Here is a 23,366-nt window from a genome sequence, read left to right as displayed (position 1 = left end):
CTATTCGTCCTCCGCTCTTAAAAGCTCCTGATCTATGTCTAAAATGTATTGCGTACTTGAAATCGCCCGGGCTACGGGCTGCATCACGAATCCTGAATCAGCATCAGGACCCACGTTAGAAACCCCACCTGGCACAGTCCAGGAAAGAAATAATCTTTCTCCCGTGGTTAGGCCCGTTTGCATGGCGTTTACGCCGAAAAGTTTTGGTACCAGGCTTTCGCCAGCCGCCACGCTCGTAGTGGCAAATGCGTGCGCTATCGTACTCAGCGAGTTGGCCAACGCGGGCCGAACCTTTGGTATGCCGCCATCGTCCCAAATATTAATTAGCATCCCCGCCGTGATGGCAGCCGAAGCAAGGACCAACTCGCCTTCAGGAATGATGAAAGGAGCCGCCGTAACCGTTATCTTGAGGGAAGAAACCTTATGCAAAAAACCGCCGTTGTTGACGCCAAAAAACACAAAAAACTGCCCGATGGCCGTGGGTATCCAGTTGATCACAACGTGCGTATCGGTGAAAGTAATGACGCAGCGCTCAGGGCAACCCAACACCACAAAATCGGCATCCTCCTCATTGGCCAGCTTGAAAGTAGTCTTGAGTAGCGAGTAAGAAAACGCCGAAAACAACGTGGCCACCTGCGGCGTAAGCACCGAGGGCGTATCGATGGCGGGGCCAACTTCGGTTTTGGTCAGGTAGAGGCTAAGGTCAATCTCCTCAGGCGCGGGCTCTTCAGGATCTACTGGGTTGATTTCTTCCAAGGCCGCCGTCACCCACTCAGTGAAATCAATCCAGACTTTGTTGCCGTTGAGCACTTTCCCTTCAGGAACCGCAACAGGCGGCTCTATGATGGGTTCTCTTTCGGCCAATCCCGCAAATACCGCACCCGCCGAAATAGGGTTGGTGCTCCCTTCGGTCGGAGCAGACTCCACCTCAAAAGGGAGTTCAGCTGGCGGTGTATACACTACACTACCACCAGGCGTAAAACCAGCAGGGGGTTGATATTCTGTCATTGGTCGTAAGATTCGTTCTCGAATGCGTATTGGTACTGAAAATCATGCTTAAACTGGTTTTGTCCGTCGGCTCCTTCATCCAAATCGCGCCCCTTGATGGATATGGGCAAACACACCCCCGCATCCCACCGAAACTTGTAAGGACTGTTGAAAAAATCGCGTAAAAAGCGCAGTTGTTCGGAGCCGTAGAAGCTCGTCGACACCGTGAAAGTATCGACCATTACGCTACCCACGTCGGACACATTGGCGTCGTTGGTCGTGTAAGTGGCGGGTATCGGTTGTTGAATTTGCTGATTGGTCCAGCCTACGCCATAGCTGCTTTTGCCATAGGCCAAAAAGCTATCCCATCCACCGACAGAGTTGAGGTACACGAAGTACTGCTTGTGCTCACGGTAGGCATAATCCATCACGTAGCGAACCTCTTCCGTTACGGGGTCGCCGTCGCCTAGCAAGCGTACATAATATGATTTGATACCCTTGGTAATATCAACTGTATGCAGGCCCAGGGCCGTGATCCAAACGGGTATGGAAACGCACTCATTCACATCCAGAGCGCCCGCATCACGCGTAACTGTCACGATTTCATCGTCAGCGTATTCAATCCTGATCTGAACCTCAAGCTCGGCAATATCGGCCCGTGTGTTAAGGAAATTAAGCCATTGGGGTTCATCCACCTGAAGGTATCGGAGCGTGGGGCCCAAGCGCAAAAAATGATCATCGGCCTCCGTCAACCCCTGCACCCATTCTTCGGGGGTTTTGGATAGTCCCTGCCGAAATCCCGTGCCGCCAAAATGAACATAGGCCTCAGGGTGGGTTTCTTGGGGCTGAAGCGCAAAGGTATCGCCGTAGCCTTCGGCCGTACGGAGGCGGTATTTTTTCAGGCTTTTGGTGTGTTTCCACGGAACGGTAATGCTCCAAAAAGGTGGAAAATCAGGCTTGAGCTCAGGGTGCAGCAGTTCGGCAATGTTGAGCTTGATTTGGGTGCCACGGTAGGGAATCCGCTCGGCGTAGATATTTTCAAAAACGGTGAGAGCGGGATTGTATACCTGAAGCTCCACGGCTAAGGCCAAATTCTTTTTCTTCTCTGCCACGCTACCAGCGGTCACCACGCTAATCTCGATATTGGTGTAGATGGTTGGCACCATGTTGTAAGCAGGGCCTTTTGCTTTGCCCACAAAAACAATCCGCGGATTGAGGGGATCGACGGGCACCGACATAGTAAAATCCCGATTCAGGTAGAAATTTGCCTGAAAGTAGGGGAGCATGGCCTGAGCATGGGCAAGGTCGCCCGCTCCAGAGGGTATATTATTGCCCGTAGAAGGAAAACTCGGGCCTGTACAAACAAACTCCTGCGTAACGCTGCCGTACTTAATCGTAATTCGTCGGTTGAAAAAGATGGTACCAGAAAGCACAATCTTGTTGACGGCAGCGCCGCCTTCGGTCGCAAAAATGCTATCGGTCTGAAAAGTGGCAAATACCCGATTTTTCGAGAATGCAACATCAGGAAGTGGGGTGACTAGAATCGTGGCCATGTACGAAACTAGTCACCGTATGTGCGCGCGCGTAGGACATCACAACTCCCAGTGAGCGGCATTATAAGAAAAATCACTCCCAAAAACCCGGATGTTAATATCGTACCGATAGCCGTACACATTGTTGGCTACTGGCCCAGCCCAATTACCATTGTAGTTTCTTAGCAATTGCAACTTAAACTCACAGGGTACGCCTAAGTTTTTGGTGTCAGAGTCTTTCTGTAACCGCGCAATGACCCGATCAGCTAACGGCTTGCAGGTTTCGTAGATTACATCGGCAATGTTGTAAACATCGTCGCGGGCGGGTATGTACGCAATCACCGACAGCCCAAATTGCAAGGTTTCCACGATGCCCGTTTGGTTGTTATAATCAACGTTATTGTCGGGGTACTCCAGCATCAGCGCAGGATACACCGCCCTGTTTTTCATGGCGTTGATCAGCACGTCAGAGTCGGCTATCGAAGGACCAAACAGAAAATTGCTCTGATGGGCGGCGGGTGCTCCCAAGCCAATCAGCTGAGTGGCATAGCCCGCAAGATGCGTAGTAACGGCTATAGTAGGGGTCATTTTTTGGAATGTTTGCGACGCATGGCGTCAATTTCAGCCTTTAGGGCCTGGTCGTCTTTCACCTTCAGATTCAGACTGGCCAGCACTTCATGCAGATTAAGTTTTTTGAAGGTCTCAAGCTCAGTCGGCTGATGGTTCACGAATCGGTAGGCCATATCTAGCCAGGTAAACGAGCTACGCGCTGCGCCCGCATTGGGGTCGGAATCTGAAAAAAGCGCGGGGTATAACTTCGGGAGCAATGCCTTGCAACCCAAGTAATTTAGGTGAATGGCCACCTTCGAGGCCTTATCTATTTTTTCAATCTTTTTGGTTCGTTCTTCTACGCTGTGGCGGTTGAATGCTTCGCGCACATCTCCGTGTAGGTTTTTGTCTCGTTTTTTGGGGCGGTACAGGATCGCCACGAACTGATCCAGAAAGTGCGTATTGTTATCCTTTTTGAATTTCTCAATCATGCTTTCGGCGTACATAAACTCCTCAAAAACCAAGTTTTTGAGCTTATCAGCAGGCCCATAGAGTGCCTGCATGGGTAGGTATTTATTTTCGATGATGTGGGCTATCTCCAGCTTCGGAATCATCCATTTAGTTGGCAAATCCTTGTATTCCAACAGGTGATCAAACGCCGCCATCACCTGCGCGGATTGGACATGCGATAATCTGCGATAATCCTCCTTCGAGATATTGGAGCAGATAAGCGGCAACATATACCGAGCGGCGGGGTTTTCGACGCTCATCAAAATGGCCCTGACGGCAGGCAAAAACTGTTGCTCGTTCATTTCCGACCATTTTTCAACGCCCCAAGCGGTTTTTTGGATAGGAGGATTTCCCGCCAATTTATATTGAATTGAAAACATAACAGGATGGTTATTTGGTTAAGCTAAAATAATCTTAGAGCCAGGCTTGCGGAGCGTGGCGGTATTGGCTTCGAGCGTTGGCAATGGCTCGTAGCCAGCGGGCTTGATTTGCTCAAGCTTCGCTCGCAAGCGCTCAAGAGCGTTTTCGCCTTCGCTTTTGTAGGCGCTCAGTAGCTCCGTGTCTATTTTTTGCGGTTGCAGGCAGGTGGTAAAGCGGCCGTTTTCCATGATGTGAAAACCAAGATTCATCCCATACGCGGCCGAGAGCTTGGCCAGCGCTTCCTGTGCTAATTCCAACAGGGCCAAATCGTTGCCAGCGGGGGCCGTCATCGCCCTAATTGTGTTATAATAATCACCCATCAGCGGCGCTATCTGATGCCGCTCCACGTGGCTCATAGCCGTGTTGAGCATCTGGAAAGTCAGCGACGACCGGTAGAGCTCCACGTATTTTGAGAAATCTTCGCTTTTTTTGATGAGCAAGCCCATAAGGCGCGTGCGGGTTGGGGCCTGGTGCCAGAAGTTAAAAGCGGTATAATTTGCCTCGACCACACCATCCGCAGGAGCGGCGGCATTTTCCTCCAGATACTCAAGGAGCATATCCAGCGCGTCCATGGCATCCGATAGCGAATACTTCCTAAGCTCGTCGATTTCTTCCTTTGTGAGTCGCCACATATCGGCCGTTTTGGCCTGATAGATACCAGCATCATCAATCTGAGTTCCGCCAGGTATGATGTAGAGCCATACCGCAAATTTTGCGGCGGCACTCTGCGCCAACGCCATCAAATCCTGATAGGGCCCCGCAGCTGCGTTTGTCACCAAATGCGCGTATAGCTTTTGGCCAATAAACGACTTGAGGTATTTGTTTTCGGCCGTAAAAATCTGCGGTCTGATGGATCCAATCGAAAGATTTTGCCCCACGGTCACGTACTCACGGAGTTGGGCGGTAGTGGTGATCAGCGGCATTATTTGTCGTTTTTAGGGGGTTCTTGGGCTTTTTCTTGGGGCTGTTGCTTCGGATTCAGCTTCTCCAAATCAGGATATTTGAACACAAAATCAAAGCGCGGGTATTTTTTCGTCCAGCCGTCAAAACGCGCTTTGAAGCGGAGCGGCTCCAGTATAATATCGTTGAAAGGCTTCATCGTTACGATGTAGCTTTGCAGGGCTTGCACCTTATCAGAGCCACCGTTTCGGGTGCCTGATTCTTTTGAAGAATAACCAATCAGGGCAGGATCTAGCGCAAGCGCTGCGAGCAGCTGTACCGTGCCGTCGATATTGTCTTGGTTGTGCGTACCGTCGGCGGTTTTGTCTTCGATCTGCGTGATTTCCCACTTTTCGGCCTCGCGTTGATCCACGCTTGAGCTGCCGTATTCGGTCACAAACGCGGCTCCCGCGTTGTCTTTTGAAGAAAGAATTTCCTCCAGTGCTACCAGATAACTTTCCTTCAGACGACGACGGCCCTCATGGTCGGCATCTTTCCAGGCTTTTCCAAACCAGCGTTCCCAGTGCATCATCGGCAATTGCACATGGAAAGACGGCTTGATTTTGTTTTTCATGATCTGGTTTTTGACCTCAGGGATTTGGGCCAAAAACTCTAGGTATTTCGACTGACGGATACCATCCCAAAAAGCAGTCTGGTAGAAAACCGCCCCGGGCGAAGGATAAGAAGCGGGATAAGCAAGCTTGAAGTTTCGGGAGTCTTCGCGCACGGCCTCCTCAACGTCCCAGGCGTAGGGATCAATGGCAGGAATGGGCGTGGTATACTTATGGGTGCGGTCGGCGTGTGGCCAGTTGGCATTGTGCAGCAGTTCGGTGCATATCCCTTTTTCGTTTTGCGCGGCCCAGCGGCAAAACATCGCCTCATTGGGCGATACCAACGCCACCGATTTACGGTCTTTGGCAATCACAATTTCAGGGAAAATATTCTGAAACCAGTACAAATCAGAAGCCGACTCCAGCATATAACGCTTATGGTACCGGCTATCGAGATACTCCCAAATGGCGGCATCCTTCACCAATTTGTGAATTTCTTCGCCATTGTCGTCATAGTCCTTCATCACGGGCAAAATCGTTGCTCCTGCCAGCATATTGGCGTGAAACATGATGGCACGCGGAATGATGGGGTTTTTGTAACTAGCATCCCTGATATTTTTGGGGAAATTGTTATCTACGCCCCAATACACCACGTCCTGGCTGTTGTTGTTGAACAAACGATCCACCACGCCCATGGTCGGCTTTGCGCCGGGGATATCGCTTGCTCGGGGCGTAACAAGCATCTTACGATCAGAAAGGTAGTAGGCACTTTGGCCCAGCTCGATGACAGACATATCTAGGAAATTTCAAGGTCGTTTACGTATTCAATCAGATCCAGATGCACGCGGAAATGTTGCAAGGTCTGCTCATCGTAGAAATTCACCCAATTTTGGCCTTTTCGGTAATGTTTTTCAGGATCAGCTACCCGTTGGCCACTCATTTCCTGCGGGCTTGGTTTGCCAGTGAGCCGGGCGGCAAGCAGCGTAATACGCTTTCCACCCGTACCCCGATTTCGGTCGGCCGTGCAGAAAACGAGCTTAATCATCCGGTATTCATTGGGCCTTCCAGGCTTACGAATGTGCAGCTGAAGGGCTTCTCTCAGTGTAATCATATCCGAAAGTAATCCCCTTAACGCGCGCGCAATGGGACACTTGCAGGCCTGAGAAAAAAGTCGTATTTTTACATCAGCACGTTCATCGTGTTAAAATTTGTTGAATTGATCAAAAACCCGTGGGAGGCATGCACCGACGGGTTTTTTTATGGCTAAAAAACGCAGAAACGGGCCGTTTTTGACGGTAAGGTAGTTTTGTCCCAAAACATCAGCGCTTTGGGAATGAGGAGTCAAAATGGGGCCGCGTGTTGTGAGTGTGTTGGCTTTTTGGAGCCAACTTACTGCAACACACCGCTTCGCAGCTGAGCATTGAGCGGCGGAAGTACTACTTACTAATCCTATGCGAGCGGGGGCGGGCGTGTCGAGCGGGGTTCTTTGCTACTTTCTTAGAGTGCGAACGGCAAGAAAGTAGTCACAACGCAAAAATCCCTATCGTTACGGGCGAACCTGCAACGATAGGGAAGTAAAAAAGATGCGTTACTACTTAGATTTTAGGCAGTTCAAACTCTGCAATTTGGCTTTTAACAAATTCAATTTTTGCTTCAATATCGTCGGTAATGCAATTAATTACCTCCTTTATAACTGCAATATTTGAAGTTTTAAATTCTATGCCCGAATAGCCGGAATCCTTAATAACCAAAACAGGCTGTTTGTTTAAATTCTCTTCACTCTCCAATTTAAACGACTCTAGGAGTTTTTTTGTCCCTTCAAACCGATTCAAATTATTCTCTAACTGCTCCGCTCGTTTGATGGCGTTTCGTTTTTGCGTGAAGTCCATCGGCAATGTGGGCGTATCTTTCAGTTTAGAGGTTTTAGTTTTTTTAGGTTCTGGCTCGACCACTTTTTTCGCTTCTGGTTCGCTCGGTTTTGATGGGCCAATATGTACAAAAGTGGCTTTAGCTTCTGCAATTGCCTTTAATTCGTCGGGGATATTGATATTTTGTGACATGATTTTAAAATTTGAGAGTTAAGATTGATTTGATTCGTAATTATGAATGTGGTAAATCTGAACGCTTTTGGATTCAATTTCCCAAGGGAAAACAACCGCGCGAATTTTTCCAACCCAACCGGGCATAGCGGGCCACTCCTGCCCAACATTGAAAAACTGAATTTTCAAAAGTTCATACGTGTATTGAATTCGCCCGGTGCGCTCTTGCTCATACTCAAGGACTACCGCCATTTTTAAAGGGTGCTTTTTTAGCTCCTTGATTGCTTCCATTCTCTGCCCTTCCACAGAAAACAGGGGGGTTATTTGATATGACATGATAAAAACGGGTTTTAGTTAGCGGTCATAAATTCAAAAGCCTTTTGTGCGGCTGTTGAAGCCTCCCAAACCATCTTTTTATCATTTCGTAACTCTTTCAGCCAACCTGCAATGTAGGCGTGCGCATTGGTTTCCATCTTGGGCGTACTGATTCCAATCGTATTACACGCAAAACAGGTCGTAATTTCTGCTATTAATTCCTCCTTACTGTAAGTTTCAGAACCAAAAGGAGCATAAGCAGTAAGCGTGTCCCGGTTGAGCCGTGACGGGTGGCCAGTAGCATGGGCGAGTTCATGAAAAAGAGTAGCGTAAAAATCCTCCGAAGTGTGAAACTGGCCGATAGTGGGCATTACTATAAAATCCTCAGCCTTTTGATAATAGGCGCGGTTTTGCTCAATCTCCGTAATTTTTGGCTTTTGCGGAATCCCCTGTAAAAACGCTTCACAGGCTTCTATCCGGTTGTTATTATGGACAATCCCGTTAGGTTTTACGGGCAATCCTTCCACGTCCGACATGTTAAAAACAGCCCAAGCACGAAGGTATTTTACCACCTTGCATTTTTCCTTTTCGCTTTTAGGTAGGTTTTTGTACTCCTGTTCCCTAATACGCTTTTGATTTCGGTAGATAAGCAAGTCAGTAAAATAAACCGTTTCGGATTTACTACCCTTGCGGATTTTTCCCCCGGCTTTCACCACTTGGTCAAACGTTCCAAAATAAGGGGTTTTGAAATCGGCATAGTTTAACATCAGGGCATTGATTCCCCGGTAAACGTGGCCGCTAAAGTGGTTTTGAGCAGGAACGCCAAAACTCCAGGGCTTTTGCCATGGCACAGTTCCGGCCTCTAGGGCACAAATGATTTTGTCCGTAACCTCCTGATAGAGGTCACGAGTTGCACGTGAATTGTTCATTTTTTTAAATGTTAAAATTTGTTGTTTATTACTGTAAATGCTTGATTTACAGTAACTAAGATACTAAAAAATACAATACCGTCAAAGTGATTTTTGTACTTTTTTCAAACTTAAACGCCTTTTTTTCAGGCGGTTAAATGAAAAAAGTATCAAAAATCCCCTTTCCCTAACGGAGTTAACCCCGCCGCGCACTGAGTAGAAATGCAATTGCAAATTTTCAAAAAGGCGGTTTTGGCCTCCGCGCTGGGTCGGGGGCAAGATGGGGCATAGGGTCAGGCTATCGCCTGCCTAACGCATAGGCATCGGGGGCAATGTTGTACTGTTTGAAGTGGTCAAGGTTCGCACCAAAGTATAGTACGTCGGCTGAGTCGCCTAGGTGGGGTGCTTCTAACTGGTCAATGTCCTTTTTCTTTTCCGCGCTCTTATCCTTTTCAAAAGGGTCAGATTTAGCCCCGGGCTTAATGGCTGTATTCTGCATAGAGTTGCGCAATTGCTCCGTGTTATATTTATTGAAACGGGGCAATAATACCTTATCATCATCCCCTGATAAACCCAAACTCCACAATTCAGCACGTGTAGTATACGATGGTGTATGACCTATATAACGCTCCGTAACATCCCATCCTTTTGCATCAAACCTATCAATTAGGATAGCCTTGGGGTCTTTATCTACGGGGTTGTCCTGATAGTGCGTATGGTCATAATAGAAGATGATTTCCTTTTTGGAGAAGTGTCTGTAATAAGTATCGAAGTTATCCACTAAGTCCCTTACGCGCTCTGGGTTCTTAACATAGAAGTTCTTCAGGAAGTTAAAGTAACGCGCCTCTGGCTGGCCTACCGTCAAACAGTTGAAACTACCACCAAAGTCAGGGGCTACACATAGGGGTTTCTTATAATTTAGGTCATTGTCTTTTCGGCAATCCGTAAAATTGCCCTTACCGTATTGGTCATCGCTTAGACTGGTAATGATACCATAGTTATAGGCAGTATAAAAATGGCGTTCGGCCAAATCGGGATAAAAAGCATTTTCAACCGTGGCGGGGCGTATGTTAAGGATTGCCCGGTTAAACTCCGCAGGAGTAAGCTGCTTTCGCATACGCCTGATATAGTCCTCACCAAGCACGTGAATGTTTTCAAGGGTAGAGGCTTCCGAAAAGTATAATAAGTCCTTACGCAGCTTAAAAAGCTCGTTTTTGTAGAATTTCAACGATGCTTGTTCGCTTTGGGTATATCGGCCACGTGCCTGTGCCGATACTTCAATTTTGTACACTTGCACCTGAATGGCCTTAATGAGCTCCACGGCCTCCGTGTCCATTTTCTTTTCCTCCTCAATGAGCCATTTCGACTCTGGAGTGTTGGGCATATCGGTCGTATAGCACGTGCTGTGATGCAAATGAGAGCCCTTAAAATAGCGCTCATTGCCCCGGTTGGTCGGGATTAGTTCATCCTGAAGCTTTTGGTTGTTAAGATACCGCGCCTCATCACCAATGATGCCATCGACTGAAAGCCCTGAAGAACTCGCGGGCCTGTCCTGGCTTACAAGACGCATGACGGACACTTCCTTTTTGTTGGCCCTAATGAAGATACAATGCTCCATGGTTTCAGGCATGATGTAGGGCATTTTAAGGCCAAAATCCTTGTTTGGCGGCCTTCTAACCCAAAAATCAATATCGCGCTGCATCCCAAGTTCCTGCCAATGCTTAATCATGGGGGGCAGTGTTCTATCCAGCAATTGCATGTAGGTATTAGCCACGTTGACAAACGAACAGCGTGGCATTTGCTGCGCCATATCTAATGCTCTGACCGAAAGCCTGCCTTCAGATTTTCCAGTACCGCGCCCCCAAATATCGCGTTCGTCCTTGGCGTCGATGGCACGGGCCAACTGCTGAGGCTTATTGTAGTGAACGTTAACGCTGTTGTTTTGGGGGCTGTTCATTATTTAAGATCATTTCAAAACTAACATCTTCGATTTCACGGCGACGCTCTTCCTCTTTCTTCTGCCCAAAAGCCTTGAGCATCTTGGCCAATCGGTCTTCAGGAATATCGTCTACGCCCAAAATAGAAGGCTGAAACACCTGCTTGATTTCAACCACCACCGGAACGGGCATTTGCATTTCAGGCTCAGCCAATCCCATCACTTTCATCAGGAGCTCTTCCACCTTGGCGGCTACGGCTTCGGCTTTAATGCTTCCATCGGCTTTTAGGCGTTTGTACTGCTTTTTGAGGCGCTCAATCATCATTATTTTTTCAAACTCCTTTTGGACTGGTTCCATGGAGGCAAAAAAACGCTTGGTATTCTTCAGATCAATGTAGGCTTGCTTTTCGCTTAACTCATATTCCATTTTGATTGCCAGAATCACCTCACGGTCGGTATCGTTTTCGTTTTGTAAGAGCCATTCTCTAATCCAACGCCACCGGCTCAGCTGCGCCTTTTGCTTTCCTGATAGCTCAAGTTTGCCCGTGGGGTCGTGGTAATACCGATAGATATCATCGAAATCATCGTAGAAACGCCTTGCCACAATCTCGGCATGGGTTTCCCCGGTCGCCAACGACTGTTCGATGTGTTGCTCCAGGGCGTTATCTTTATGGGTCTTTGCCATCAGCAATTTTCTATTTTAGAATCCCTGATATACTTTTTCACCTGCTCTACGGCGGGCGTACTACCTTGCTTGGCGAGGGTGATGGTGGTTTTGCGTACTTCGGCTTCTGTCATCAATCTTCCCTTCAGATAAGCCTGCATGAAAGCATGGCTCGGAGATTTGGCCCAATGCCTGGCTTTTTGTTTGTCGATGCCGATGATTACGGCTACATCATCGACCGAAAAAAGCAGACGGCCGTACTCGGTAACTTGGTCCAATATCTCTTTTGAAAGTTCTTCCATTAGTCGAAAGGGTGTCCTTTTTCAATCTCCTTCATTATCCAATCCTTGGTAAATTCGGCAGCTTTTGGGTGGGTTAGCAGTACACCCGCCTCGATGCGGGGGTTGGTTGTAAAGTTGGCACTGCTGACCACCGTCACATTCCAGGAATCATTTTCAACCACAAAAGCCTTGGCATGGCAGGCGCTCAGGCGGCACGTGGCCGCTTGGTGCCTCACAAAACTCAGCACTTTGGGGTTACGAATACGCACGCGCACGTCAAACAAAAAATGAAGCTCTTGAATGATTCCCTCGTGCAAACGCCTGGCTATTTGGGTGGCGGGGTCTTCGGTCATGCTCCAAGTCGCTGAGATTACCTTTGCAGGCCCGGTCTTATCCAGAATCCAAAACAACAAATCGTGCATACTCCACAGTCCCGCACTGGCGTAGAGTGTGATATAATTGGCCTTGAGTTCGGGCATTACCTCCTGAAGGGTTTGGGCTTTTTTCGACAAAAAAGATTCAATTCCCTCGATGGGTAGCTCCATCGCGGTCGCTTTCTGCACTTTGGGTACGCCCCAATCTTCAATTTCGTCGGGTTTAAACAACATGGCCGTGGTGTTTTTTGATGGTTTCGGTGAGTTCCAGTTGCGCTTTTTCTTCCTGCAACGCCTTGAGTTTTTCCGTTAGCCTCTTTCTTTTCTCAGGAAGAATCGCCACCTCGGCCGCTTTGGCCGTTCGGCTGATATAAGTTCTAAGGTTAAGATACCGCCGCAAAATCATTTCGTCGCTCTCGGTTTCAGCGGGCGGCTCCCAGAGCATCCCGTTGTTTTCGTAGAATTCGATTTGGCCATAGATCCGATCCAACTCATCGCCAATATCCAGCACCCGAAACGCCCGTATGCGTCGCTGCTCCTCGTCGTTCAGAACCCTAATCTGCGCCTTGAGTGCGGCGCGTTCATTCATCAGGCCGCTGGCCTGTCGCCTTAGCTCTGCTACGGAAGAGGGCTCATTACTTACCTGCTCCTGGGCGGTGGCCTTCAGTCGGTCGCGCTCGGCCGTCAGGGTTTCGGTGAGCTTCCTTGCGTTGAATGAATTCTGCCCGCGCAGCATTGCCTTATAGAGCACCGTCTCTCCGATGCACTCCCTAAAGAGCCTAAGGCCTGTTATATAATTCTGATCGGATAGCCAAGCATCCAGCCGAGCCACCGTTTCAAGGCGTTTTTCGTAGGACATTCGTTATAGTACTTTTTTGTAACTTCTTTATTTTGTACCACGTTTTTCGAAAAATGTACAAACAAAAAAATCGGGACAGCTGCCCCGATTTTTCATTACTCACCATCCTCGTACTATTTCGCTGGGGCAATCCGCACAAATCGCTTACCTGCCTCGTAGAGTTTTTTCAGGTCTTCCTGAGTGGCTTTGGCAAGGTCGACCTCCACGCCGTTGATTTTCATCATGATGGAGCCTTTCTTGTATATGCCTTCTCCATCGTGGGCCTTGAGGCCAACAACTTCATAGATCGGTTCGGGTGCTTTGGGTGTCGGCTCGCCGCCGACGACGATTGCTTTATCTGTGGCCATGTCCTTAATCGGTTATGGTTGAAAAATTACGTTTCTTCGGTGAGCTGCACCGTACCAGTATAATGCACCTCAAACTTCTGAGTGCTGCGCACTTCGAAGTTGTACATATCGCCGTCGCCTTCTGGCGTACCGCCGTCGTTGGTGCCCTTAAGAGCAGCCTTGTGCTTAAAGCTTCCGATCAAATCATAACGACCCGCTGGGGTGCTGTTGCGCTTTACCAAAAACACATACGGTGTATGGTTGTCGGCCAAGTTGTTGAGCACGTGGCCAAGCAGGTTATTGCCAGGAATACCAAAGGTGAATAGTGCTCCCTTTGCGCCCCCGTTGCCTGCTCCTTCGTAAGAAACTTTTCCTGAATTTTTGTGGAGCTGAATCTTACGCCAGCACTTGCCAACCTTAAACACAGGGTCGGTAGTCACCGTAAATTTCAACGCCACACTTGGATTGGAAAGGGGCGGCTCGGGTATGCTCTCAAAATCCGACAATAAGGCGTAGTATGCCTCATCTTCGGTGCCGCCCATGTTGGGATTACAGGGGTCGGCATTTTCTACAATATCAAGTACTTCACACATTGTCGTGAGGTGGGTTTAGGTGGGTTGGGTGATTACTTTTTGACCAGATAGCCCGCTTTCGACTCTACCAAGCGTCTGACCAAATCTTGGTCCCGAAGGTCCTCCAGTTCATACGTTTTGGGGTCGCCTTTGAGCCTAAACTTACGGGCTGTTACCAGATAGGTTTCACCTTCAAATTTCACCGTTGGAGGGCCAGGGATTTTCAGCCCATCATTGTCCTGCGCGCTGATTTGCTCCTGTAGCTCTTCGATAAGCTCTTCCTGCTCCTCGTTAGCCTTCTTGAGTTCGTTGATGAAGGCGTCCTTTCGGTCAAGGAGCGCTTTGGCCGCTTTGGCATCGTTGACCGATTGCACCGAAAGCAGTTGATACTTTGCGTCCAACTCGGCCAGGTCTTTTTTGATTAGTTCCAGTTCTTGCTCAGGGGTGAGCGTTACTGGGGTTTCGTTTGCTTTTCCCATGGTTGAAAAATTTGGTAGCCTGCCTGAGCAGGCTACCGGGCGGGTTAGGTAGGTTTAGGAAAAAAATTATTCTTGGTCGTTACAGAAGACGATCTCAGGCAGGATAAAACCAATGCCCATGTACCAGTCGGTAAGGAGCTTGATCACACGCTCAAAAGGCTGCATGTCCAAATCACGGAAAGGATTGGCCTTATTCATCATCATCACCGCGTTTTCCTTCGGAGTGAAGAAAATACGGTTGCAGGCGTTGCCATTGGCTTTCAAGTTCATCGAAGGCAATCCCTTGATGGATTGATTGGTGAACTCAATCTTGGTGCTTCCTCCCTTGTTGGTGTTGGAGCTGGCCCGGTCGCCGTACTTAGCGGCATGGCCGCGCAGGTAGCGGCGTTCCAAGTCTTCAGAGAGATAGCCCGTCATGTCCTTGCGCCAGTAGGCCTTGTGGATCTGGTCCACGAGCTCCTCCATGTAAGTCACAAAGTCGGCATCATTTTCGGGGATAGCACCCATGGTGATAGGCACTGTGCGCCCAGCCGTGATATGACCATTCAAAATGGTTTGAATCCCATCCATTGAAGTTTTGATAGGGCCCGCAGTTCCTGGAGTAGGAGCCGTGGCTACGCCCAAACCAATCTCGTTGAGCTCAATATCTTCCCCGATTTTCGGAAACCATTTGTTTTCCAAAAACCAACGAATAAACGGCCATTCAGACCTCTTCACTTCCGAGCCCGCCAAAAAACCAAGCCACGAAGGCATCAGGTCATCAGGAGAGAGCTCATCATCCACTTTCATGTGGTGCTGCACAATCTGCACCGGCTCAAAGGTAAGGTTACCTACGCGCGGCGTAAAGCCTTTCTGGAAGGGCTGAACCAACGAGCCAACGGTACTTTTTGCAGCCTTGTAGATGGTATCGCGCGTGATCATCAGGCTAAAAACCTGCATCGTCACAAATTCGCGCATAGCTACCGCGTAAAGGTCACCAGTGCCCTGGCCTTGGTTTTGATAGTATTCACCGTATTCGGTGACCACATCGGTAAGGACAATATTCATTTTTTAAGAAAAAGATTAAGGTGGGTTTAGGAATAAATTTGGGCTCAAGGCTATTACAACCCTAAGGCAGCGGCGGCTTGGTTCATCGAATTTTTGGCCGTCTTTTCGGAAAAGGTTTTCTTATCCTCGCCTTCGACTTTCTTCTCGCTGGCTTCCTTCGTCGGCTCTGCTCCAGGCTGGCCGCCCAAGGCTGTTACCTTGGCCTGCAATCCATCGCGTTCGGTGGTCAGGGTGGTCACCTTTCCTTCAAGCTCAGTGATTTTGGCGTTGGCGGTGGCAAGGGATTGGATAGCGGTATCACGCTCGGTGGTAAGGCTCGTCACCTTTCCTTCCAAAGTGGTCACTTGGGCTTGTGCCTGCTCGGCTACAGTGCCTAGAGCCGTGATGGCGGCGTCGCGCGCGGATCCATCGCTGTTTTCTTCTGTCGATGCACCCTTAATGAAGGCCATCGCGCGGTTAATTAAGCTCATGTCTGCTTTTTGATTTTTATGGGTAGTGAAAGAAAAACTCTTTTTGGAGCTGGTTTTGCCACGGTCCAACACCTCCGAAACTGCCTGTTCGGTGTTGGAAAATCCGTCAATCAAACCGATTTTTTGGGCTTCTTTAGCGTAAAAAATGCCGCCTTTGTAGGGGTCAACTTCTTTCGTAGCCTTGATTTTGCCACCACGGGCGGCCTTTACATCAGCAAGAAAAAATGAATTGAAAGTTGTAAGGTCCTTCCTGATCAGGCTGTCATCCTTCTTTTTGAAGAGCTCCCGCCATGGCAAGTTTTTCTCAGTACTTTGGTCAGCATAGATTTCATGGATTTTCAGGCCCATTTTCTCGTAGAATGCGTCCCAATCGGCATACATCGCGTAGGTACCGATGCTTCCAATCCAATCTGAATCCTGGGTGGCATAGATGGCTTTTGAGGCCGCTGTATAATAGTAGCCTGCACTTGCATTCAGACCATCAACCAGCGTTATAACACTTTTGGGGGCTTGCGCCACCATTTTATAGACCTCCTGCGTTCCTGAAGCTTGCCCGCCTGGGGTATCCACTGCGAGTATGATGCCCGCTATTTTTTCGTTGGCATACAGACTGGCCAGCAGGCTTGCATAGTCTTTGCTGCCTACCGAATACCAACTGCTGTATTTGGTGATAACCTGACGGATATGTACAATGGCCACCGTTTCAGAGGGAAGATTTTCGCCCGAATTTTGCGCCGCCAAAACGCCGTCTTGCATGGCCATCAGGCTCAGCATAGGTTTTTTGACGGGCTTTTCTGTATTGCCCGAAGCCGAGCGAACGGCATCCAGTTCCTCCAGATGTGCAATTGCCCAACGGGGATCTATTAACCAGTCTCCCGACATGAGGCCCAGCAGATTACTTTCCAAGCGTTTGTCCATACTCCAAACTTACACGGCTAACGCGCACGCACACAGGACAGAATTAGCGTGCGTCGATCAGTCCAGGGCGTAGAAAACTACCCGTAAACTCAATCATGAAGCCCACCCGCGTATCGGGCGTTGTCGAAGAATAAGAGCGCTTGGTCATCTTGAGGGTTTCGCGGGGGTTGCCTATTAGCCGCCAACGGCCCTCGTAATCCATGGCCCGTACCAGGTAATAATACAGCGACATTTTCTCCAGTAGCTCCAGCGTGGCCAAGGAGTCATCAGGATAGAATCCCCCCACCGTAATATCGTAGAGAGCTCCGTTTTGGGTTTCGCGAAATTCCTCATTGTAGAAGTTGGTCTTATCCATCATCTCCACCGTAAACCACCGCCAACCAGCTTTCAGGGTAAGGGGCCCCGTAAAGTTCAACCCTGAAGGAACGCCCATGGAAGCGATGGCCGCGCGGGGAATGAACTGCATCTGTACAATGCCGCCAAGCCCCCGCACGCAGGGGTCATAAGTCAGCAACAAATCATTCAACATTGCCTTTTTTCCACAAAAAGGCAAAAAAAAACGCGCCCTGGAGGGACGCGCTTTTATAAGAAATTCACTTATTCAAGTATAATGATTATTTATTATCCACAAATTCGGTCCCCTTCAGTTGTATTTCAATGATAAGCAGTAAAATAAACAAACATCTAACAACAGCTAAAACAGTAAGTATCAAACCATAGACTGTAAAATACATAAAAACTTTCGGTGAAAAGTTGAGATAAACTATCTCCAGTAAACTAAAATAAAAAAATGTAAACACACATACAAAAGATGACCAATAAAAGACTCTTACTAACCTCTTATAATGCCTGCTGTTGAACAAAATTTCCAGTGCGGATATAGGGTACGAATCTTCTTTAGCTTTAAGGTTATCTTTAAGTGTTAAAATAATAGTTAAGGCTGCTATCACAAATCCACCAATCGAAATTGAAGAGGACACCAGTTCATTAAGAAGGTTACCGAGGGTATCTACACCTAATAAAAAATAACACTTAACATATTTTATAATCAACTCGTTAACCCCAACAAATACTCCCATAAAAGCACTATCGTATATAAAGGGGAGCTTTATATACGCGTCTAACGGAGCAATTAGTGTCTTGGGAATTTTCATAGTGATTTGGCATTAAATTCATTTTCAATCTTTTCAAACATATCTAAACTAACAATTGAACGACTTTGAGGGCGCATTTGCACATTAACATAACTTTTTATTTTATCTGATATAAAATCAAAGTATTCAAGCCGATAGTTTTTATCAATATCTTCCGCTTTAACAGTAAATTCATCAAAAATTGACTTACTTGATTCCTTGTTCCTGTAAAAAAAGCTAAGCCATGTCTTTACTTTGCCCGTAATTTCAGGAGTATCAGTTCTTTTTTGATAATCAAATTTGATAAAAAGTTCAACATACTCACTTTCACCAACCTCCAAAGCAGCGTTGGCAGCACTAAAAAGTTCTGGACTTACTTCTTGAACCCTTCTAACATTATCTTTATGTACTTTCATAGTAAGGCTGGAACACCTATTAATTCTATCGAAAAAAGTACCTATATCATCCTGCACAATAGGTTTATATTGTAAAATACAGTCAAACTCTAATTTCTTTAAAAAATGGTCAACATACCATTTAAGCTCATTTATTTTTGCACCAAACTGATTAAATTCCATCGCAATGGTTACTGATTTTTTTGTATATTTAATCATAAAATGCGTAGATTCTACAACGCCATCATCTTCTCCTTTAACTATATCTTTAACTATATCTTCCGCTACATCCATAAGTTCAGGGAAAGAATCCATCCTGATTCGAAGTAATTTACCTTGTATTATATTTTGATTAGTCCGAAAAGTGACCTCCCTTGTACAAGACAAATATCCAGGGCCACTAAGAAATCTTTCCCGTGCTCTTTGTGTATTCAGTTCAATAATATGCCTGAAAATTTCATGGATAAGAATGTCTACTGTTTTTATAGGACTAGGAGATAATTCTAATTCATAATAATGAATGGTTCTTTTTGTATATTCCATAATGGGCAAAGGGGAGATAATTGATGTAATAAAGATTCAGCTGGTAAATAAAGTATAGTTATTCATCATTTAAGTAGAACCTATGAAATAATTATCAAACGGTAGTACATGTAACCGTTCAGCCCTGTCCATAGAGTTTGGAGATAGCAGAAAATCGTTAAGCTATGCCTATTTAAGGCAATAAGGCAAAAAAACACGCTTTGTGAGAGCGTGTATATATATTTCAATAAATATTATTAAACAAATCCTATGCAACTCTGAAAAGCTTTCTACCTTCAAATTCATAATAAGTACGATAGTCATCAGAGCTTAAAGAAAGCAATATTGATAAATCTTCATTAGTGAAATTAAATTCATTTTTATGGATTTCTATTACCTCTTTCAGTAAAGTCGGTTGTTCTTTGGGAAAGTCTAACTCTTCTGGCTCTCGGGTACGGAAAGGGACCATTTGTTGCCATAAATATTTTTCTTCATTTGAAGTAAGCATTTCGAGATTATGAGCTCTCATAATCATAGAGGCCATTGATACTTTCCAGTATCTTTTCATATTAGCTAGTACTTTCAAATTAAGTTTGGCAAAGCTTCTTCTAAACTCAATTTCAGGAAACAGAAATTCGTTAGCAAATCTAAAAGCTTCCTTTTCCAAATCTCGGAAATTATCGGGTAGTTTGGTAAAATGCAAAATCAGATGGCCAAGCTCATGAGCTACTGTAAGCCTTTGTCTATCAGCAGAAAATCCTGAGTTAACAAAAATAACAGGTTGACCTTTGGATGTAAATAAACTCACACCATCAATAGCTTCAGTTCCAAAATCAACTTGGATTACAAAAATACCATTATCTTCAATCAATTCAGTTAGGTTCTCAATCCTACCTTTCGGCACCTTCCAAACCTCCCTTAAATACATTGCAGCATGTTCTGGGCTTCCATTTTTTTCAACATCCCAATTAATCAGATTGGGTTCAACTAACTCTACTCGTTTTAAAAGACGCTCAATATTTATTCTCAAAATATTTATTGTAGCTTCAAACTTGCTTTGTATTTTCCCTGGAATTTTAGCCTTCTTACGATAATAAATCATACTTATAGGATAAATATCATCCTTTTGTGAGAAAAAAGAAAGAGGATAATTAAGTATCTCTGATAGCTTAAAAGCGTATTCATCAGAAAAATAAATATCCTCATTCTCTAATTTTGAAACTGTACCCTGTGCAACATTCATTAAGCGGCACAGTTCAATTTGCGTCAATCCACGTGATTCACGGGCAAGTTGTATCATCTTTGGATTGTAAACAAAGGATGCCATGGCTAATCGTTTGTACCTGTTTTATCATCTGAATTATCTTTCCTTGGTCTTGCGCGACCTGTCTTCTTCGGTTGAATATCTGCTTGACTTCCACCGTCTTTTGCAGAATCTCCGAAAATAGAAAATTGCTTAAATTCCTGCCTCATATCTTTTTGCCAAAGAACTGTTTCACCCCTTCTGCAAACAAGAGGAACATTGACTAGGCCCATCCACGCCTTATCTGGGATATATCCAGCATAAAATAAAGTCAAATCATCAGGAAATGCAGTTAGTTTCTCCTGCCATTTGAACTTTACAGCTTGGCGTGTATCTATATGAGATATAGCGAGTTTTTTTGTCATTTTTTTAAATCTGATCAGAATTTTATTCTGGATAATAAGAAAAAAAATACCGCCGGATTCGCCGTATTTAACTGAAGAATCGTCTGAGAACTCTTCCGCAATACGAGCACGAATAAAATCATGGACCATTGAGCAAATCGTACGTGCTTTAAAATCCAAATGTTGGATGTTACCACCCTTGAGAGAGACAACATCTTTGTAATCATTGAACGCTTTCTCAATCGCAACGACCAATCGTTGGTAATACTGAGAAGCTATTGATTCTTTTTCATCGTCCGGCAAAATATTGCGCATACTTTATTTTGGTTTAATTTAGAATTAGCGTGTAGCAAAGGTAGCAAAAATTTTCTTTTTCTTAATTTTTTATTCCTTTTTTTTCTTTTTTTTAAAAAAATATTCCTACAAGCATATTCAAAAGCGTATTTAGCTTAACTAAGTTTTTAATCATTTAACAAATATCCACGATTTACAAGTCCTTTATGCAAGCCCCCCACCACACTCTGCAATAATGGATGTATACTTACTAACTGCATCTCCCGCAGGAGCAGCAGTGCCACTCCCATAGGTATTTTCACCGTCCGCGCTGATTTGGCACTTCCGTGCTCAATGCGGATGCTTGCCGCCCCAAAACTCTTATCCAACCAGTCGAAAAGAACAAAGTGAGCCGCTGGTGCCTGAGCCTTGAGGGCTAAGGCATTGCGGCCGATGTCGATGAGAAACTCACGAAGGAGCATAGCTTCGGTTGGGTATAATTTAAGGTTAATGGGCTCCATTACGTATTCCAAAATTCAGTAATGATGGGTGAAATACGGTCATTGTGTTGCACTTCCGTTCTCTGATAGTCAACCTGCGGATCCTCGGTCTGCATCAGGGTTAAATTGTAGCGCGCCCTTTGCCAATCCGCAAGCAGCCCGTCACGCTTATCAATCAAATCATCCAGTGCTTTATCCCAGCGATTTTGTTCATACTCAAAATCGGCCACTTCACAGGCGATGAATTTAATCTTTTCACTGCTGTGCAAGTGAATTTCGAGATAAAGGGTTGCAGCCCTCCCCTGCTTTATGCTCATAGGCGGTCCAATAGCCACAATATCCATTAAGTCCAGGGTGTGGCCCGTGAAGATTGTATTAAGAGTCATGATTTTGTTTTGATTAAGTTGATCTGAAGAAATAGACTAATATAGAAAATGTCCGTTCGTCACTAGCTGTGCAATTCTATTGTCGGCCGACAAAGTTGAACTCCTACTTACATCGTGTATCGAGGCTTCCAATACATTGCCGACATGCTTCTTGAGGTAGGCCTTAAAATGCGCTTCCCAGTACTGAGGCGTGTAGCCTTTCAATCGCTTGAGTTTATAGACATACTGGTTATCAAACATCCTAATGGGCGGATCATTGGGTTGTTGATTCGCAAACCGAATTACGACCGCACGAGTGGCGTAGAATTGTTGAGCTTTGCGCTTGTCTTCTGAGAGTTGCATAGTAAGAGAGTTTTTGGTTAATAATATTCTCCCATTTCCATCCACGGCTCCACATACACTACTTGTGCAGCTTTGTCGGCCGCTTTTTGGGCACGTATGGTGAGTCGTTGGGGTCTGGCAGGGGCAAATTTTCGGGCTTTTTGGGATAGGTATTGCTGGCAGAATCTCTCTTCTACCTCTTTTCCGTAGGTTTTTGCCCAGTTTTGGTAGTAGACAAAAAGCTGCAACTCGTTCTTCTCCATCACTTTGGGGCGAGGTTTACCCGCTGCGAGTTTTTCAAAATCTATTCGGGCTTGATTCAGTAGGTATTCTACCCTATTTTGGCGCTTTCGAAGCTTATCTTTGGCCAGCCACAGGGCCGTTACGGCAAATCCGAAGTTGTTTTTTGGGTCAAAATACCCCATTTTTTTACCGCGCTGGAAGGGATAATCGGGGTGTCTTTGAGCGTTTTTATCAAACCAAGCCTTGGCCATTTCCACCCGTTCGCTGAGCTCAACAGCGTAGTCTTTCCAGGCTTTCTCCGATTGTGTGGTTGTAAAACGACCAAAAAGATGGTCGTAAAGCTCCAAAACAGCCATGTGATTTTCCTCATTTGACCACTCATGCCGGCTATAAAGTGAGGTTCTGATTACCAGCCAAAGGTTAAGCACAATCTCCTTCAGGGCTTTAGGTAGCCGATTAAAGCTCTTAAACAGCTTTTCGTACTCGGCCGCGCCCCGCCCCCCTCCTCTTGTCTCCGTGGCCCACAAAGCCTGCTTGGTCGGGGCGTTGCCTTCGAAGGCAGGGTTGTGCGGATCCTTGTTGTCTCCGTGATTTTGTTTCGGTGTTTGTCCACAATCAACCTTACTTATTGTAGTTGATTGTTGTTTAAGTGATATATCTAAAGGCGGCAAATTTTGCCGTACTGAAGATTTTAAAGCCGTTTTTTGGGCTTTTTGGGCAGGTTTCGACTTTGCTCGCTCCACCCCACCAAACAGAATTTCAGGACTTATCCACACCTTAAAATCGTTGTGACGCCCGCAAAATTGGTAGTTATCCACAAGGCCCACCTGGCGCAGCTTTCTGATATGGTCATAGACGCTCCGATGGGAGCGGCTAAGGCGCTCGGCGAGCTCCACCCGGTTGGTCGAAATGTACACGTCAGCGGGGCTAGGAATCTCCTTGGTGGTGAGATTCGCAGCCGCCCAGGCTTCCACGTACCGACGTATCAAGTGCATCCCAGTCGTTTTGACAGAGCCCTTGATCGTGCCTACCTTCCTGAAGGTCGAAACTTCTTCGACAGTGCCATTAGGTAAGTGTCTGGTGGTCTTTTTCTCAACTACTGGGCACTGTTCGTTGTACTCATCCACGCGCCGACACCAAAGCGTAACGGCATCGTGATAATTGATTTGCGGCTTAATGTCCATTTTTTTTAAGCAATAAAATTCCATGCGACTCGCAGAGCGGGCGTTACCCCGCTTTGCGGCCACTCAACTGACGGCTGGCGTCCTTG

Annotated in this window: 29 protein-coding genes; all 29 read right to left on the bottom strand. The window is 46.4% G+C overall.

The annotated features are described in order from the left end of the window. The gene (locus tag GVN20_RS05725) at positions 1-1,008 is read right to left on the bottom strand and encodes a hypothetical protein (protein ID WP_166557422.1); all 1,008 of its coding nucleotides are present in this window, start codon (positions 1,006-1,008) and stop codon (positions 1-3) included. Beyond that, complete coding sequence (locus GVN20_RS05720) at positions 1,005-2,540, bottom strand: hypothetical protein (RefSeq protein ID WP_166557421.1); 1,536 nt, start codon at positions 2,538-2,540, stop codon at positions 1,005-1,007. The genes GVN20_RS05725 and GVN20_RS05720 overlap by 4 nt, the downstream gene beginning before the upstream one ends. A gap of 39 nt (positions 2,541-2,579) precedes the next feature. Continuing rightward, on the bottom strand, positions 2,580-3,107 hold the full coding sequence (locus GVN20_RS05715) for a hypothetical protein (RefSeq protein ID WP_166557420.1): 528 nt from the start codon (positions 3,105-3,107) through the stop codon (positions 2,580-2,582). Further along, complete coding sequence (locus GVN20_RS05710) at positions 3,104-3,958, bottom strand: hypothetical protein (protein ID WP_166557419.1); 855 nt, start codon at positions 3,956-3,958, stop codon at positions 3,104-3,106. Before GVN20_RS05710 ends, GVN20_RS05715 begins: the two co-directional genes overlap by 4 nt. An 18-nt stretch (positions 3,959-3,976) precedes the next feature. Beyond that, positions 3,977-4,921, bottom strand: coding sequence for a DUF6712 family protein (locus GVN20_RS05705; protein WP_166557418.1), 945 nt, complete (start codon positions 4,919-4,921; stop codon positions 3,977-3,979). After that, a complete protein-coding gene (locus GVN20_RS05700; protein WP_166557417.1) occupies positions 4,921-6,282 on the bottom strand; it encodes a hypothetical protein in 1,362 nt (453 codons plus the stop codon). Before GVN20_RS05700 ends, GVN20_RS05705 begins: the two co-directional genes overlap by 1 nt. Positions 6,283-6,284: 2 nt before the next feature. Continuing rightward, positions 6,285-6,599: a hypothetical protein gene (locus GVN20_RS05695; protein WP_166557416.1), complete on the bottom strand. Its 315-nt coding sequence runs from the start codon at positions 6,597-6,599 to the stop codon at positions 6,285-6,287. A 484-nt stretch (positions 6,600-7,083) separates the two neighbouring features. Next, complete coding sequence (locus GVN20_RS05690; protein ID WP_166557415.1) at positions 7,084-7,548, bottom strand: hypothetical protein; 465 nt, start codon at positions 7,546-7,548, stop codon at positions 7,084-7,086. Between the two features lie 18 nt (positions 7,549-7,566). Continuing rightward, the gene (locus GVN20_RS05685) at positions 7,567-7,863 is read right to left on the bottom strand and encodes a hypothetical protein (RefSeq protein ID WP_166557414.1); all 297 of its coding nucleotides are present in this window, start codon (positions 7,861-7,863) and stop codon (positions 7,567-7,569) included. 14 nt (positions 7,864-7,877) lie between these two features. Continuing rightward, a complete protein-coding gene (locus GVN20_RS05680; protein WP_166557413.1) occupies positions 7,878-8,771 on the bottom strand; it encodes an ArdC family protein in 894 nt (297 codons plus the stop codon). A gap of 277 nt (positions 8,772-9,048) precedes the next feature. Further along, positions 9,049-10,707 carry a hypothetical protein gene (locus GVN20_RS05675; RefSeq protein ID WP_166557412.1) on the bottom strand — a complete coding sequence of 553 codons (1,659 nt, stop codon included), beginning with the start codon at positions 10,705-10,707 and terminating at the stop codon, positions 9,049-9,051. Next, complete coding sequence (locus GVN20_RS05670; RefSeq protein WP_166557411.1) at positions 10,679-11,371, bottom strand: hypothetical protein; 693 nt, start codon at positions 11,369-11,371, stop codon at positions 10,679-10,681. The genes GVN20_RS05675 and GVN20_RS05670 overlap by 29 nt, the downstream gene beginning before the upstream one ends. Beyond that, complete coding sequence (locus tag GVN20_RS05665; RefSeq protein WP_166557410.1) at positions 11,371-11,652, bottom strand: hypothetical protein; 282 nt, start codon at positions 11,650-11,652, stop codon at positions 11,371-11,373. Before GVN20_RS05665 ends, GVN20_RS05670 begins: the two co-directional genes overlap by 1 nt. After that, on the bottom strand, positions 11,652-12,239 hold the full coding sequence (locus tag GVN20_RS05660) for a hypothetical protein (RefSeq protein ID WP_166557409.1): 588 nt from the start codon (positions 12,237-12,239) through the stop codon (positions 11,652-11,654). Before GVN20_RS05660 ends, GVN20_RS05665 begins: the two co-directional genes overlap by 1 nt. Continuing rightward, positions 12,229-12,864, bottom strand: coding sequence for a hypothetical protein (locus tag GVN20_RS05655; RefSeq protein WP_166557408.1), 636 nt, complete (start codon positions 12,862-12,864; stop codon positions 12,229-12,231). Before GVN20_RS05655 ends, GVN20_RS05660 begins: the two co-directional genes overlap by 11 nt. Before the next feature lie 113 nt (positions 12,865-12,977). After that, complete coding sequence (locus GVN20_RS05650) at positions 12,978-13,211, bottom strand: hypothetical protein (protein WP_166557407.1); 234 nt, start codon at positions 13,209-13,211, stop codon at positions 12,978-12,980. A 26-nt stretch (positions 13,212-13,237) separates the two neighbouring features. Next, on the bottom strand, positions 13,238-13,783 hold the full coding sequence (locus GVN20_RS05645) for a hypothetical protein (RefSeq protein ID WP_166557406.1): 546 nt from the start codon (positions 13,781-13,783) through the stop codon (positions 13,238-13,240). Positions 13,784-13,815: 32 nt separating this feature from the next. Further along, the gene (locus GVN20_RS05640; RefSeq protein ID WP_166557405.1) at positions 13,816-14,241 is read right to left on the bottom strand and encodes a hypothetical protein; all 426 of its coding nucleotides are present in this window, start codon (positions 14,239-14,241) and stop codon (positions 13,816-13,818) included. A gap of 66 nt (positions 14,242-14,307) precedes the next feature. Next, positions 14,308-15,288 carry a hypothetical protein gene (locus tag GVN20_RS05635; RefSeq protein ID WP_166557404.1) on the bottom strand — a complete coding sequence of 327 codons (981 nt, stop codon included), beginning with the start codon at positions 15,286-15,288 and terminating at the stop codon, positions 14,308-14,310. Positions 15,289-15,341: 53 nt separating this feature from the next. Beyond that, positions 15,342-16,676, bottom strand: coding sequence for a S49 family peptidase (locus GVN20_RS05630; RefSeq protein ID WP_166557403.1), 1,335 nt, complete (start codon positions 16,674-16,676; stop codon positions 15,342-15,344). A gap of 43 nt (positions 16,677-16,719) precedes the next feature. Next, the gene (locus GVN20_RS05625) at positions 16,720-17,205 is read right to left on the bottom strand and encodes a hypothetical protein (RefSeq protein ID WP_166557402.1); all 486 of its coding nucleotides are present in this window, start codon (positions 17,203-17,205) and stop codon (positions 16,720-16,722) included. Positions 17,206-17,290: 85 nt separating this feature from the next. Further along, complete coding sequence (locus GVN20_RS05620) at positions 17,291-17,830, bottom strand: hypothetical protein (RefSeq protein ID WP_166557401.1); 540 nt, start codon at positions 17,828-17,830, stop codon at positions 17,291-17,293. Beyond that, on the bottom strand, positions 17,827-18,747 hold the full coding sequence (locus GVN20_RS05615; RefSeq protein ID WP_166557400.1) for a hypothetical protein: 921 nt from the start codon (positions 18,745-18,747) through the stop codon (positions 17,827-17,829). Before GVN20_RS05615 ends, GVN20_RS05620 begins: the two co-directional genes overlap by 4 nt. Before the next feature lie 247 nt (positions 18,748-18,994). Further along, entirely contained in the window at positions 18,995-20,053 is a 1,059-nt protein-coding gene (locus tag GVN20_RS05610) for an XRE family transcriptional regulator (RefSeq protein WP_166557399.1), read from the bottom strand. A 2-nt stretch (positions 20,054-20,055) separates the two neighbouring features. Beyond that, positions 20,056-20,688 carry a hypothetical protein gene (locus GVN20_RS05605; RefSeq protein ID WP_166557398.1) on the bottom strand — a complete coding sequence of 211 codons (633 nt, stop codon included), beginning with the start codon at positions 20,686-20,688 and terminating at the stop codon, positions 20,056-20,058. A 146-nt stretch (positions 20,689-20,834) separates the two neighbouring features. Continuing rightward, a complete protein-coding gene (locus GVN20_RS05600; RefSeq protein ID WP_206023209.1) occupies positions 20,835-21,179 on the bottom strand; it encodes a hypothetical protein in 345 nt (114 codons plus the stop codon). Next, a complete protein-coding gene (locus tag GVN20_RS05595) occupies positions 21,167-21,532 on the bottom strand; it encodes a hypothetical protein (protein WP_166557396.1) in 366 nt (121 codons plus the stop codon). The genes GVN20_RS05600 and GVN20_RS05595 overlap by 13 nt, the downstream gene beginning before the upstream one ends. 36 nt (positions 21,533-21,568) lie before the next feature. Next, positions 21,569-21,874 carry a hypothetical protein gene (locus GVN20_RS05590; RefSeq protein WP_166557395.1) on the bottom strand — a complete coding sequence of 102 codons (306 nt, stop codon included), beginning with the start codon at positions 21,872-21,874 and terminating at the stop codon, positions 21,569-21,571. A 17-nt stretch (positions 21,875-21,891) separates the two neighbouring features. Next, positions 21,892-23,280, bottom strand: a complete 1,389-nt coding sequence (locus tag GVN20_RS05585) for a helix-turn-helix domain-containing protein (RefSeq protein ID WP_166557394.1) — start codon at positions 23,278-23,280, stop codon at positions 21,892-21,894. Positions 23,281-23,366: the final 86 nt, after the last annotated feature.

It is taken from the genome of Runella sp. CRIBMP (assembly GCF_009905605.1).
In the GTDB taxonomy this organism is placed as follows: Bacteria; Bacteroidota; Bacteroidia; order Cytophagales; family Spirosomataceae; genus Runella.
This window is presented reverse-complemented; position numbering and strand designations above follow the sequence as displayed.